The sequence below is a fragment of the Rhizobium sp. NZLR1 genome, from assembly GCF_017357385.1.
Lineage (GTDB): Bacteria > Pseudomonadota > Alphaproteobacteria > Rhizobiales > Rhizobiaceae > Rhizobium.
In genome coordinates this window covers 1,543,982-1,557,032 of sequence record NZ_CP071632.1, presented here as the reverse complement: position 1 = coordinate 1,557,032, position 13,051 = coordinate 1,543,982, and the positions used below count along the sequence as shown (strand labels likewise).

Genomic DNA, 13,051 nt, shown 5'->3' with positions numbered 1-13,051 from the left:
CTACTCCAAATTCTGGACCTGCTCGCGGAACTGGTCGATCACAACTTTCAGCTCGATGCCGGCGGCGGTAACCGCCGAGGCATTCGACTTCGAGCAGATGGTATTCGATTCGCGGTTAAATTCCTGTGCAAGGAAATCGAGCCGGCGCCCGGCAGGGCCATCTTTCACCAGGAGATCGCGCGCTGCGGCGACGTGCGCCTTCAGACGATCGATTTCCTCGCGCAGATCCGCCTTGGTCGCCAGCAATGCGGCTTCGGCATGCAGCCTGTCGCGGTCCAGCGCGGCCATGCCGTCCATCAACAAGGCGACTTGCGCGGCAAGCCGTGCGGCGATCTCCTGCAGCGAGCGTGAGGGATCGGCCGCGATCGTGCGCGTCAGACCGTCGATTGTCGTGACATGGTCGAGGAGAATGCGGGTCAGCGCCGCCCCTTCCTGCTCTCGCATGGCTCTCAGATCTGAAAGCGCGGCCAACAGGCCGGCTGCGATATCGGCATCACGGGCGGCAAGCGCTTCCTCGCCATCCTCGCTTTCCCGGAATTCAACGATGCCGCGCAACAGAAGCAGCGTATCGAGCTTCAGCGGCGCCGGATCAATTATCCCGTCCAATTGTTCGCGCATGGCAAGCACGGCGGCAAGCGCTTGCTTGTTCAGCACTGCATCGAAGCGGTTCTCGTCGGCGGTGACGGACAGCGATGCCTGCAGGTTGCCGCGGCTGAAGCTTTCGCCGGCGAGGCGGCGGACGTCTGCCTCCATACGTTCGAGGCCGGGTGGCAGGCGCAGCCGCAGATCGAGGCCCTTGCCGTTGACCGAGCGCAGTTCCCATGCCCAGCGCCAGCGGCCGCTCGTTCCCTCGCGCCGCGCAAAACCGGTCATGGACTGCAAAGCCATCCGAGCCTCCAGAAACTATCAGTTAATCTTCTTTTTCTTCGGCGGCACGACGGTCGCGCCGTCATCCGCCGGCTGTTCTTCCGGCTGGCCGTCGACGGCGATGCTCGGATCCGAGCCCTTGTCGGCTTCGAGCTTGCGCCAGTGCTTGACGTTGGCGTTGTGCTCCTCGAGCGTAGCAGCGAAAACATGGCCGCCGGTGCCGTCGGCGACAAAGTAGAGATCCTGGGTCTTCCAGGGATTGGCGACGGCTTCCAGCGCATCCTTACCGGGATTGGCGATCGGCGTCGGCGGCAGACCCTTGATGACATAGGTGTTGAAGGGCGTGTCCCGCTTCAGGTCCGACTGGTAGATCGGCCGGTCGGCCGGTTTGCCGTCGCCGCCGAAGAGACCGTAGATGATCGTAGGGTCGGACTGCAGGCGCATGCCCTTGCCGAGGCGGTTCAGGAAAACCGAGGCGACATGGGCACGTTCGTCGGCAACGCCGGTTTCCTTTTCGACGATCGAGGCGAGCGTCACGAGTTCTTCCTTGGACCGCAGCGGCAGCGAAGAGTCGCGCTTGTCCCAGATCTGATCGACGATTTTCTGCTGTGCCGCCTCCATCTGCTCGATGATTTCCGAGCGCTTGGTGCCGCGCGAGAACTTGTAGGTATCCGGGCGAAGGCTGCCCTCGGCCGGAAGGGCGGCCGGCAGGTCGCCTTCCAGCACCCGATCCTCCAGCATGCGGTTGAACATCTGGCGGACCGTCAGGCCTTCGGGGAAGGAAACAGAATAGAGAATGGATTTGCCCGATTTCAGAAGCTCCATGATATCGCTCATGGAGGCTCTGGCCTTGATCTCATATTCACCGGCCTTCAGGCTCTCGCCGGCAGAAAGATGCGTTGCCGTGAGATAACGGAAGATGCGGGCATCGCCGATGATCGCGTTGCGTTCGAGGTTCGTCGCAATTTCGGCCAGACCGGCGCCATTGCGGATAATGAAATTGGTATTGGTCTGCAGCGGACCGGGGTTCCGATAGGTCGATGTCGCGTAGTAGAAGGCGATGATGGCGACAACGCAGACCACAACTGCCATCGTCATGATGAAGTTCAGGAAAAGAACCACCTGGCCGCGGGCTTTCTTGGACCGTTTCGGCGGCTCCGGAACGCGCTCCGGACGCAGGGCTTCGCTGGGCGACTTCGGGATGATCGGCCCCTTCTGCGCCTGGGTATCGTTGCTCTGGTTCGTCGTATCGCTCACCGGCAATCCTCTAAAACTTGACCCTCACTTCGCTATTTCGCGAAGCAATGCGGCAAAAGCAGGTTCCGCCGCCGTTCAACGGCGCTTCCGCTCGTTATGCTCGCGCGCCCCGCTACGCAACGCAGAGGACGGTTGCGGCGCAAGAGACACCCATTACACCGCGCGGACAGGACCGTTATTGCGCGTAACGGCGCAGGACGAGCGACGCGTTCGTGCCGCCAAATCCGAACGAGTTGGATAGCGCCACATTGATTTCTCGCTCACGTGCCTTGTGCGGAACAAGATCGATCGCCGTCTCGCGTTCGGGATTGTCGAGATTGAGCGTCGGCGGCGCGGTATTATCGCGGATGGCAAGCGTGGTGAAAATCGCCTCGATCGCGCCGGCAGCACCGAGAAGATGCCCGGTTGCCGATTTTGTCGAAGACATGGAGATCTTCGACGCCGCATTGCCGACCAGCCGCTCGACGGCGCCGAGTTCGATCGTGTCGGCCATGGTCGAGGTGCCGTGGGCGTTGATGTAGTCGATATCGGCCGCCGTCAGCCCGGCGCGCTTCAGCGCCATCGCCATGCAGCGGCCGGCGCCCTCGCCGTCTTCGGACGGAGCGGTGATGTGATAGGCGTCGCCCGACAGGCCGTAGCCGACGATTTCGGCATAGATCTTGGCGCCGCGCGCCTTGGCGTGTTCAAGCTCTTCGAGCACGACGATGCCGGCGCCCTCGCCCATGACGAAGCCGTCGCGGTCGCGGTCATAGGGGCGCGAGGCCTTCTGCGGATCGTCGTTGTGCTGAGTCGACAGCGCCTTGCAGGCGGCAAAGCCGGCGAGCGAAATGCGGCTGACCGGGGATTCTGTGCCGCCGGCGACCATGACGTCGGCATCGCCGAGTGCAATCAGCCGCGCGGCATCGCCGATCGCATGCGCGCCTGTCGAGCAGGCGGTGACGACCGAATGATTGGGTCCGCGCAGCTTGTGGCGGATCGAAACCTGGCCGGAGACGAGGTTGATCAGGCGGCCGGGAATGAAGAAGGGGGAGATGCGGCGGGGGCCCTTGTCGCGCAGTGTGTACCCTGCCTCGACGATGCCTTCGATGCCGCCGATGCCGGAGCCGATCAGCACGCCGGTGGCGATCTGGTCCTCATCGGTCTCGGGATGCCAGCCGGCATCGGCAAGCGCCATGTCGGCGGCAGCCATGCCGTAGATGATGAAGGGATCGACCTTGCGCTGCTCTTTGGGCTCCATCCACTGATCGACATTGAAGGTGCCGTCGGTGCCGTCGCCGACGGGAATGCGGCAGGCGATCTTGGCGGGAAGGTCGTCGACCTCGAATTCGGTGACCAGGCGGGCGCCGTTCTGACCGGCAAGCAGCCGGGACCACGTCACCTCGGTTCCGCATCCTAAGGGTGATACCATGCCGGTACCCGTTATGACGACACGTCTCATCGCGTGCTTTCCCCCGTCTCTTATGTTCTATGGAGAAATATGCCGAAAAGAAAAGGGCGGACTCCAGGCCCGCCCTTTCTTAAAATTACAGGATCAGGCCTGGGCCTTCTCGATAAACTTCACGGCATCGCCGACCGTCAGGATCGAGTCGGCGGCGTCGTCAGGAATTTCAACGCCGAATTCTTCTTCGAAAGCCATGACAAGTTCGACCGTGTCGAGCGAGTCGGCGCCCAGATCGTCGATAAAGCTGGCGCTCTCGACGACCTTGTCGGCATCGACGCCAAGATGATCAATAACAATTTTCTTTACGCGTTCTGCGATATCGCTCATGTCGGTTTCCTCGACCTTATGTCCTGATCGGAATGCCGTTGCGGCACCCCTACCCTGTTTCAGCCTGCGATGTTTTCAGACATCCTCGGCAAACTCTTTTACCCGGCTTCAGAGATGTCCAGGCTTGCAAAAAGCCGGCCGGTCCGTCTGCTTTCTCGGGACGACTGTTGACAGTCATGGCCCGCTTAACATGCTTTATGTCTGCCGCAAAGCGAGAAAATCAACGGTTCGTGATTGCTCAACATGCTATTGGCGGAAATATCCCCATGCCAGCGGTTTGTCGTTTCAGATCATCGCCATGCCGCCGTTTACGTGCAGCGTCTGGCCCGTCATATAGGCAGCCTCGGAGGACGCAAGATAAGCGACCGCCGAAGCAACCTCACCGCCCGTGCCCATGCGCTTCATCGGGATCGCTCCCATGATCGCTTCCTTCTGCTTGTCGTTCAGCTTGCCGGTCATGGCGCTTTCGATGAAGCCTGGCGCCACGCAGTTGACCGTCACGTTGCGGGTGGCGATCTCCTGGGCCAGCGACTTGGTGAAGCCGATCATGCCGGCCTTGGAGGCGCAGTAATTGGTCTGGCCCGCATTGCCGGTGACGCCGACGATGGAGGTGATGTTGATGATGCGGCCATAGCGGCGACGCATCATCGGATGCGTCAATTCGCGCGTCAGCCGGAAGGTCGACGTCAGGTTCACTTCAAGAACGGCATCCCAATCCTCGTCGCTCATGCGAACGAACAGGCCGTCCTTGGTGATGCCGGCATTGTTGACGAGGATATCGACGCCTTCGAGTTCGGCCTCGGCCTTCTGGCCAAGCGCCTTGACCTCATCGCGGTCGGAAAGGTTTGCCGGGAAGATCTTGACGCGCTCGCCGAGTTCGGCGGCCAGCGCTTCCAGCTTCTCGACGCGGGTGCCGTGCAGACCGACGATAGCGCCCTGCTTATGAAGAAGGCGGGCGATTTCCTCGCCGATACCGCCCGATGCGCCGGTGACGAGAGCCTTGCGGCCGGAAAGATCGAGCATGGAAACGTTCCTTATCTTTGGATATCTGGATCTTTGGATATCTGGAAATACCAATCAGGCCATGAGGGCGGCGACGGCCGCGTCGATATCCGCCGGACCGTTGACGGAGATGCCGTTGATCGTCTTGTCGATGCGGCGGGCAAGGCCGGTCAGCACCTTGCCGGAGCCGAGTTCATAAAGCGTCGTCACGCCATTGCCGGCGAACCATTCCACCGTCTCGCGCCAGCGCACCTGACCGGTCACCTGATCGACTAGGAGGCCGGCGATCTCATCGGCGCTGGTCACGGGCGCGGCACGGACATTGGCAATGAGGGGCACGACGGGATCGGCCTTGGCGACCGTTGCCAGCGCTTCGCGCATGGCCTCGGCGGCGGGCGCCATCAGTGTCGAATGGAACGGAGCGGAGACCGGCAGCAGAATGGCGCGCTTGGCGCCCTTGTCGGTCGCCAGGCCGGCGGCCTTTTCGACAGCTGTCTTCTCACCCGAGATGACGATCTGGCCGCCGCCATTGTCGTTGGCGATCTGGCAGGCGCCGAGGACGGCCGCTGCCTCGCAGACGGCGACGACGTCGGCATGTTCGAGGCCGATGATCGCGGCCATAGCACCGGCACCGACAGGGACGGCCGCCTGCATGGCATTGCCGCGGATGCGCAACAGCCGCGCGGTGTCGGCGAGCGAAAAGGTTCCGGCGGCGCAAAGTGCCGAATATTCGCCGAGCGAGTGACCGGCGACGTAGGCGACCTTGGACTTCAGATCCAGCCCTTTGGCCTCCAGGACGCGGACGACGGCGATCGAGACAGCCATCAGCGCCGGCTGGGCGTTCGCCGTCAGGGTTAACGTATCCTCGGGACCGCTGAACATGACGTCCGAAAGCTTTTCACCGAGCGCCGCATCGACCTCTTCGAAAACGACGCGGGCTTCGGCGAAATTCTCGGCGAGATCCTTGCCCATGCCGACGGCCTGACTGCCCTGACCGGGAAAAGTGAAAGCAATGGTCATTCTCGTGTCCCTGGCTGATGCCCCTGATTGCGCCCCATGAGGCTGTTTTGCCTCCAATTGACATTCTTTCGGGCAGAGTCAAGTGGCGGCTCATTCTCCGCAAAGCCTTTCTCCCCGGCGCAAAAGCCAGGTTTTTGCTCTTGCGCTCCGCCAAATCGAGCCTAGATTTGCGCGGACCCTCCCTAAGGCTTCACCTCTCTCCCAAGGTTTTCCCATGCAGTACAATTCACTAGGCCGCACCGGCATTTCCGTTTCAGAGATTTGCCTTGGCACCATGACCTGGGGTTCGCAGAACAGCGAAACCGACGCTCACGCGCAGATGGATTACGCCGTCGAAAAGGGCGTCAATTTCTTCGATACCGCCGAACTCTACCCAACCACGCCCGTTTCGCCGGAAACACAGGGCCGGACCGAAGACTATATCGGCAGCTGGTTCGGCAAATCAGGCAAGCGAGGAGATATCGTGCTCGCCACCAAGGTCGCCGGCCGCGGCCGCGATTATCTGCGCGGCGGCGAAGGTGCGGATGCCAGGAATATACGGCTGGCGCTCGAGGCCAGCCTGACGCGGCTGAAGACGGATTACGTCGACCTCTACCAGATCCACTGGCCGAACCGCGGTCATTTCCATTTCCGCCAGAACTGGAGCTACAATCCCTTCAACCAGGATCGCGACCAGACCGTCGCCAATATGCTCGACATCCTGGAAACCCTCGGCGCACTGGTGAAGGAAGGCAAGATCCGGGCGATCGGCCTTTCCAACGAAACCACCTGGGGCATCCAGAAATACCTGACACTGTCAGAACAGAAGAGCCTGCCGCGCGTCGCCAGCGTCCAGAACGAATACAATCTGCTCTACCGCCATTTCGACCTCGATCTCGCCGAACTCTCGCACCATGAGGATGTCGGGCTGCTCGCCTATTCGCCGCTCGCCGGCGGCATCCTGTCCGGTAAATATGTCGATGGCCTCAGGCCGAAAGGTTCGCGCGGCTCGATCAACCACGATATCGGCGGCCGCCTGCAGCCGCTGCAGGAGCCGGCGACCAAAGCCTATCTGGCGATCGCGGCCAGTTACGGCCTCGACCCAACGGCCATGGCGATCGCCTTCTGCCTGTCGAGGCCCTTCATGGCCTCGGCCATCATCGGCGCAACCTCGATGGAGCAGCTGAAAGTCGATATCGGCGCGGCCGAGCTGACGCTTTCTAACGACGTGCTGGCGGAGATCGCCAAGGTGCATCGGCAGTATCCGCTGCCGCTCTGATTATATTCCTTGATTTCGATTTAAGGAATTATGCAATAGCCAGACGCTACCGATTGGTCTGCGTCGGGCTCGAGTGTCCGATTGAGCTTGCGTTTGCCCGAAAAATCCGTATAAGCCGCCCTGTTCGTTAACCCGGTCTTCTGGCTGGTGGCTGAACGGAGGGCCGGTTTCCTGTTGGAAATCGTTCGGAACGGAAGCGTTCCAGCCTCCCGTGTCTCCGCTCTCGACCGTCTCGGAAACGCTTTCTTGCCTGGGTCCGCCCAATCAGGAGCAGTCGTTGAGGCTTAGCCGCCGAATATCGGGTTGAACCAAACGCAAGAAAGGCAAAGCTGTCATGGCTCTTTATGAACATGTATTCCTTGCCCGGCAGGATATTTCCGCTCAGCAGGTCGATGCCCTCGTAGAACAGTACAAGGGTGTGATCGAAGCTAACGGCGGTAAAGTCGGGCGTATCGAGAACTGGGGCCTCAAGTCCCTTACCTATCGCATCAAGAAGAACCGCAAGGCGCACTACGCCCTGATGGACATCGATGCACCGGCTGCTGCCGTCCAGGAAATGGAACGTCAGATGCGCATCAGCGAAGACGTTCTTCGCTACATGACGATCGCCGTCGAGAAGCATGAAGAAGGGCCGTCTGCCATGACGCAGAAGCGCGACCGCGACGACCGTCCGCGCGAAGGCGGCCGTGGCCCGCGTGAAGGCGGCTTCGGCGATCGTGACCGCGGCCCGCGTCCGCCGCGTGAAGGTGGCTTCGACGACCGTCCGCGCCGTCCGCGCGAAGACCGTGTATAAGGGAGATCCGAGATATGTCTGAAACTTCCTCCGCTCCGGTCCGCCGCCCGTTCCATCGCCGCCGCAAGACCTGCCCGTTCTCCGGCGCCAACGCGCCGCGGATCGACTACAAGGACGTACGTCTGCTGCAGCGCTACATTTCCGAGCGCGGCAAGATCGTTCCGTCGCGCATCACGGCTGTTTCCCAGAAGAAGCAGCGCGAACTCGCCCAGGCGATCAAGCGCGCCCGTTTCCTCGGCCTGCTGCCCTACGTCGTAGCCTAATAGAATATGTGACCCCCGGATTCCTGATCTGGGGGTTGCCTCCCTTCTGCGATGGGCGCGGATCGGAACTCTTAAAACCCATGTTGAGACGTTTCTGAATTCGATTCAGCAACATCCTCTAACTGCTTGATGAAGCAGGACAGCGACCTTGAAACGACCGGATCTTAAAACGCTGCTGATCGGCGCACTCGCCGGATTGACCGCCGCCCTGCTGGTGCTGGGCGCGAGCGTGCAGCCGTCGTTTTTCAGCGCGCTCCTCTACACGGCCTCGGCGCTGCCGATCCTGATCGTCGGGCTCGGCTGGGGCAATGCCGCGGCGATCTCGGCCGTTGCCACTGCAGCGGCGCTCGGCGCGATCTTCATCTCGCCTTCCTTTGCGCTGATCATGACGCTGGTGACGCTCTTGCCGGCCGGCTGGCTCAGCCACCTCGCCAATCTCGCTCGCCCCGCCTCCGAACTCGGCGGCCCTGACCACCTGCTTGCCTGGTATCCGCTCTCCGATATTCTGCTGCATCTCTGCGGCCTGGTGACGATCGCCGTCATCGTCATCGGCGTGATGATCGGCTATGGGCCGGAGATCACCGATCCGATCGTCGATCTGCTGATCACCTCGGTCAAGCAGCAGCAGCCGGAATTCATGCCCGATCCGGCAGCCACCGCGCAGACCAAGTCGCTGATCCTGCTGATGCTGCCGGCTTTGCAGGGCGGCATGTGGGTCAGCATGCTGTTTGCCGCCTATTATTTCGCCGTGCGCATCGTCGCAGCGTCAGGTCGCGGCCTTCGCCCGCGCGAGGACATTCCCTCGTCGCTGCGCATGAACCGCAACTCGATCTTCATCTTCCTCGCCGGGCTTGCCGCCTGCTTCTTCGGCGGCGTTCCGGCGCTGGTCGGCGCGACGGTGATCGGCACCTTCGGCGCCGGCTTCGTGCTTTCCGGTTTCGCCTCGCTGCATTTCCGCACGCGCGGCAAGGACTGGCGCATCCCGGCCCTCATCCTTAGCTACCTGGCTTCGATGCTCATGCTGCTGCCAGCTCTCCTCATCCTCGTCCTCGGTCTCAGCGATACGCGCAAGGCGATCGCGCTGACCCCGACGAAAGATGCTGATGCCCCCAAACAATCCGACACGAAAATTTGAGACACAAGAAAGGCAAAAGAAAATGCAAGTCATCCTTCTCGAACGCATCTCCAAGCTCGGCCAGATGGGCGAAACCGTAAAGGTTCGCGACGGCTTTGCCCGTAACTACCTGCTGCCGCTCGGCAAGGCGCTGCGCGCCAACGCCGCCAACAAGACCCGCTTCGAAGCCGAGCGTTCGACGCTCGAAGCCCGCAACCTCGAGCGCAAGTCGGAAGCCCAGAAGGTTGCCGACGTTCTCGACGGCAAGTCCTTCATCGTCGTGCGTTCGGCCGGCGAAACCGGCCAGCTCTATGGTTCGGTCGCTGCCCGTGACGTCGTCGATATTCTCGCCGCCGAAGGCTTTAACATCGGGCGCAATCAGGTTCACCTCAACACGCCGATCAAGGCGATCGGCCTGCACAAGGTCGAGCTGCAGCTGCATGCCGAAGTCGAAATCCACGTCCAGCTGAACGTTGCCCGTTCTGCCGAAGAGGCAGAGCGCCAGTCCAAGGGCGAAGAACTCACCTCGGTCGACGCCATCTACGGCGTCGACGAAGACGCTCTGCGTCCTGAAGATTTCTTCGATCCGGAAGCCGACGGCGTCGACGAAGACGAAGCATAATATCGTCGGAGCAATCCACGACAGGAAGCCCGGCCACAGCGCCGGGCTTTTTCGTTGGGGATGTTTCGGATGTTTTTGCTGCGAGCCTTATCGCATCGCGCTAAAATAGAGTTCTCCGAAACGGATGGGCTGAGTCGGCGCCATACCGTGTCGTGCGGGTGACACTGCCGGTATTTCTCCTTTGCGTCGCCCAGGACTGTGGAGAAGTCGAACAACGTGCACAGCGTTCAGGATTTAAGCGAAGCGAGCCCCCGCTCCCCTCGCAGCCTCTTGATTTTCGCGTCCGGAATTGCAAATCCGGAGCTGGAAAAAGACAGAACGGATGATGATGAACGACGCCGCTCGAAAGATTGCAGCCGTTGCTCCCTCGGAGCAGCATTATCGCGAAGCACCCAACAATATCGAAGCCGAGCAGGCGCTTCTGGGTGCTATCCTGATGAACAACGACGCCTATTACCGGGTGTCGGACTTCCTGAAGCCGATTCATCTCTATGAACCGCTGCACAGGAAGATCTTCGAGGTTGCCGGCGATATCATCCGCATGGGCAAAATCGCCAATCCGGTGACGATCAAGACCTTCCTGAAGGCCGACGAGAAGGTCGGCGACATGACGGTTTCGCAATATCTGGCGAGCCTCGTCAGCAATGCCGTCACCGTCATCAATGCCGAGGATTACGGCCGGGCGATCTACGATCTGGCGCTGCGCCGGGCGCTGATCACCATCGGCGAAGATGTCGTCAACATCGCCTACGACGCGCCGCTCGACATGCCGCCGCAGTCGCAGATCGAGGATACCGAACGCCGCCTCTTCGAACTGGCGGAAAACGGCCGCTACGACGGCGGCTTCCAGGCCTTCAATGATGCGGTTGCGCTGGCGATCGACATGGCGGCCGTCGCCAAGGAACGCGACGGCGGGCTTTCCGGCATTTCCACCGGCATCCATTCGCTGGATTCCAAGATGGGCGGCCTGCAGCGTTCGGACTTGATCGTTCTTGCCGGACGTCCCGGCATGGGCAAGACTTCGCTTGCGACCAATATCGCCTACAATATCGCTGCCGCCTACGAAGGCGAAGTCCAGTCGGACGGCAGCACGAAGGCGAAGAACGGCGGCGTCGTCGGTTTCTATTCGCTGGAAATGTCGTCGGAACAGCTTGCCACCCGTATCATCTCCGAGCAGACGGAAGTCTCCTCCTCGAAGATCCGCCGCGGCGACATCAACGATGCCGATTTCGAAAAGCTCGTCGCCTGCTCGATGATGATGCAGAAGGTGCCGCTTTATATCGACCAGACCGGTGGTATCTCGATTGCCCAGCTTTCGGCGCGCGCGCGCCGTCTCAAGCGCCAGCGCGGCCTCGACGTGCTTGTGGTCGACTACATTCAGCTGATGACCGGCTCGGGCAAATCCAGCGACAACCGCGTGCAGGAAATCACCCAGATCACCACCGGCCTGAAGGCGCTCGGCAAGGAACTCAACGTTCCGATCATCGCTTTGTCGCAGCTCTCGCGTCAGGTGGAAAGCCGCGACGACAAGCGGCCGCAGCTCTCCGACCTTCGCGAATCCGGCTCGATCGAGCAGGACGCCGACGTTGTGCTCTTCGTGTTCCGCGAGGAATACTACGTCAAGAATTCGGAACCGCGCGACATCCACGATCCGAAATATCCGGAATGGGAAGCGCTGTTCGACAAGGTGAAGGGTACCGCCGACGTCATCATCGCCAAGCAGCGCCACGGGCCGACCGGCACGGTGAAGCTCGCCTTCCAGGCGGAATTCACCCGCTTTGCCGATCTCGCCGATCCGTCCTTCACCCAATATGAAGAGCACTGATCGCGCAGCGATGCTGCAGCGCCGGGCTTTCCATTGACAAAATCGACCTTTAAACTGGCCGGAGAATCCTCCTCCGGCCTCTTTTCGATGTGGATCATGAGCGATTTTCTCGACGCCCCCGAAGACGATAATTTTGCCTCGGCAGGCCTGCGACTGACCGTCGACCTGACGGCCTTGACGGAGAACTGGCGCGACATGGCGCGCCGCTCCGGTGCGGCGCGCGCCTCGGCGGTCGTCAAGGCGGATGCCTACGGCATGGGCATCGAGGATGCCGGCGAAGCGCTCTACATGGCAGGCGCCCGCGACTTCTTCGTCGCGACCGTCGACGAGGGTGTGACGCTTCGCCTCTATGCGCCCGAGGCGCGCATTTTCGTGCTCTCGGGCATATGGCCGGGCACCGAGCGGCGCTTCTTCGAAAACGATCTGGTTCCGGTGATCTCCTCTGACGAGCAGCTCGCCTTCTGGATGGCGGTACTTGCCGATTACGGTGACTACCCCTGCGCGCTGCATGTCGATACCGGCTTCAATCGGCTCGGATTGCATATGGACGATGCGATCGCGCTCGCCGACGACGTCTCACGTCCGGCGAGCTTCGCACCGGTGCTTGTCATGAGCCATCTCGCCTGCGCCGACGATCCCAGCCATGCGATGAACCGGCAGCAACTCGAATCATTCCACAGGGTTAGCGCCGCCTATGAAGGCATCGATTCAAGCCTTGCCGCCTCGGCCGGCATTTTCCTCGGCGAGGATTATCACTTCGACTTGACCCGTCCCGGCATCGCGCTTTATGGCGCCGAGGCGGTCTGCGGCCTGGCCAATCCGATGCGGCCGGTGGCAACCGCGGAAGCCCGCATCATCCAGGTGCGCAGCGTCGAGGCCGGCGAGACCGTCAGCTACGGGCGGGCGCTGCAGCTTGGCCGCAAAAGCCGGCTGGCGATCGCTTCGGCCGGTTATGCCGACGGCTACATGCGCAGCCTGTCGAGCGGCGGCGTGCCGCTGCGCCAGACCGTACCGCAGGGTGGGCAAGGCTTCATCGCCGGACGTAAGGTGCCGGTCGCGGGCAGGATCACGATGGACCTGACGATCTTCGACGTGACGGATCTGCCTGACAACGCCGTGCGCGCCGGGGATTATGTCGAGCTGTTCGGAAAGAACATGGCCCTGGACGATGTGGCGCGGGCGGCAGGCACGATCGGATACGAGATCCTGACCAGCATGGGGCTCCGCCACGAGCGGCGCTATGTCGCCGACGAGGAATAACC

At 61.5% G+C, this 13,051-nt stretch carries 13 protein-coding genes; 7 read left to right on the top strand and 6 right to left on the bottom strand.

Features of this window, described 5'->3' with window-relative positions:
• The 6 genes from J3O30_RS07805 to fabD all read right to left on the bottom strand — a co-directional run bounded on the left by J3O30_RS07805 (position 1) and on the right by fabD (position 5,914).
• Complete coding sequence (locus tag J3O30_RS07805; protein ID WP_207583657.1) at positions 1-888, bottom strand: YicC/YloC family endoribonuclease; 888 nt, start codon at positions 886-888, stop codon at positions 1-3.
• An 18-nt stretch (positions 889-906) separates the two neighbouring features.
• Positions 907-2,124 (bottom strand): endolytic transglycosylase MltG, encoded by a 1,218-nt coding sequence (gene mltG, locus J3O30_RS07800; protein ID WP_207583656.1) that lies wholly within the window; start codon positions 2,122-2,124, stop codon positions 907-909.
• A gap of 175 nt (positions 2,125-2,299) precedes the next feature.
• Positions 2,300-3,562 (bottom strand): beta-ketoacyl-ACP synthase II, encoded by a 1,263-nt coding sequence (gene fabF / locus J3O30_RS07795; RefSeq protein WP_207583655.1) that lies wholly within the window; start codon positions 3,560-3,562, stop codon positions 2,300-2,302.
• A gap of 93 nt (positions 3,563-3,655) precedes the next feature.
• Positions 3,656-3,892 carry an acyl carrier protein gene (locus tag J3O30_RS07790; RefSeq protein WP_003547058.1) on the bottom strand — a complete coding sequence of 79 codons (237 nt, stop codon included), beginning with the start codon at positions 3,890-3,892 and terminating at the stop codon, positions 3,656-3,658.
• 285 nt (positions 3,893-4,177) lie between these two features.
• Positions 4,178-4,915, bottom strand: coding sequence for a 3-oxoacyl-[acyl-carrier-protein] reductase (gene fabG, locus J3O30_RS07785; RefSeq protein WP_207583654.1), 738 nt, complete (start codon positions 4,913-4,915; stop codon positions 4,178-4,180).
• Positions 4,916-4,969: 54 nt separating this feature from the next.
• Positions 4,970-5,914: an ACP S-malonyltransferase gene (gene fabD, locus J3O30_RS07780; protein ID WP_207583653.1), complete on the bottom strand. Its 945-nt coding sequence runs from the start codon at positions 5,912-5,914 to the stop codon at positions 4,970-4,972.
• 214 nt (positions 5,915-6,128) lie between these two features.
• On the opposite strand from fabD, the gene J3O30_RS07775 reads away from it, so the two are divergent.
• From J3O30_RS07775 to alr, 7 genes are all read left to right on the top strand, one after another.
• Positions 6,129-7,172, top strand: a complete 1,044-nt coding sequence (locus J3O30_RS07775; RefSeq protein ID WP_207583652.1) for an aldo/keto reductase — start codon at positions 6,129-6,131, stop codon at positions 7,170-7,172.
• A 334-nt stretch (positions 7,173-7,506) separates the two neighbouring features.
• Complete coding sequence (gene rpsF, locus J3O30_RS07770) at positions 7,507-7,965, top strand: 30S ribosomal protein S6 (protein ID WP_207583651.1); 459 nt, start codon at positions 7,507-7,509, stop codon at positions 7,963-7,965.
• A 14-nt stretch (positions 7,966-7,979) separates the two neighbouring features.
• Positions 7,980-8,228, top strand: a complete 249-nt coding sequence (gene rpsR, locus J3O30_RS07765) for a 30S ribosomal protein S18 (protein WP_003547038.1) — start codon at positions 7,980-7,982, stop codon at positions 8,226-8,228.
• Positions 8,229-8,376: 148 nt separating this feature from the next.
• Positions 8,377-9,363 carry a DUF2232 domain-containing protein gene (locus J3O30_RS07760; protein WP_164008680.1) on the top strand — a complete coding sequence of 329 codons (987 nt, stop codon included), beginning with the start codon at positions 8,377-8,379 and terminating at the stop codon, positions 9,361-9,363.
• A 22-nt stretch (positions 9,364-9,385) separates the two neighbouring features.
• Complete coding sequence (gene rplI / locus J3O30_RS07755; protein ID WP_207583650.1) at positions 9,386-9,964, top strand: 50S ribosomal protein L9; 579 nt, start codon at positions 9,386-9,388, stop codon at positions 9,962-9,964.
• 328 nt (positions 9,965-10,292) lie between these two features.
• Positions 10,293-11,789 (top strand): replicative DNA helicase, encoded by a 1,497-nt coding sequence (locus J3O30_RS07750; protein ID WP_207584280.1) that lies wholly within the window; start codon positions 10,293-10,295, stop codon positions 11,787-11,789.
• A gap of 96 nt (positions 11,790-11,885) precedes the next feature.
• On the top strand, positions 11,886-13,049 hold the full coding sequence (alr, locus tag J3O30_RS07745; protein WP_207583649.1) for an alanine racemase: 1,164 nt from the start codon (positions 11,886-11,888) through the stop codon (positions 13,047-13,049).
• Positions 13,050-13,051 lie beyond the last annotated feature (2 nt).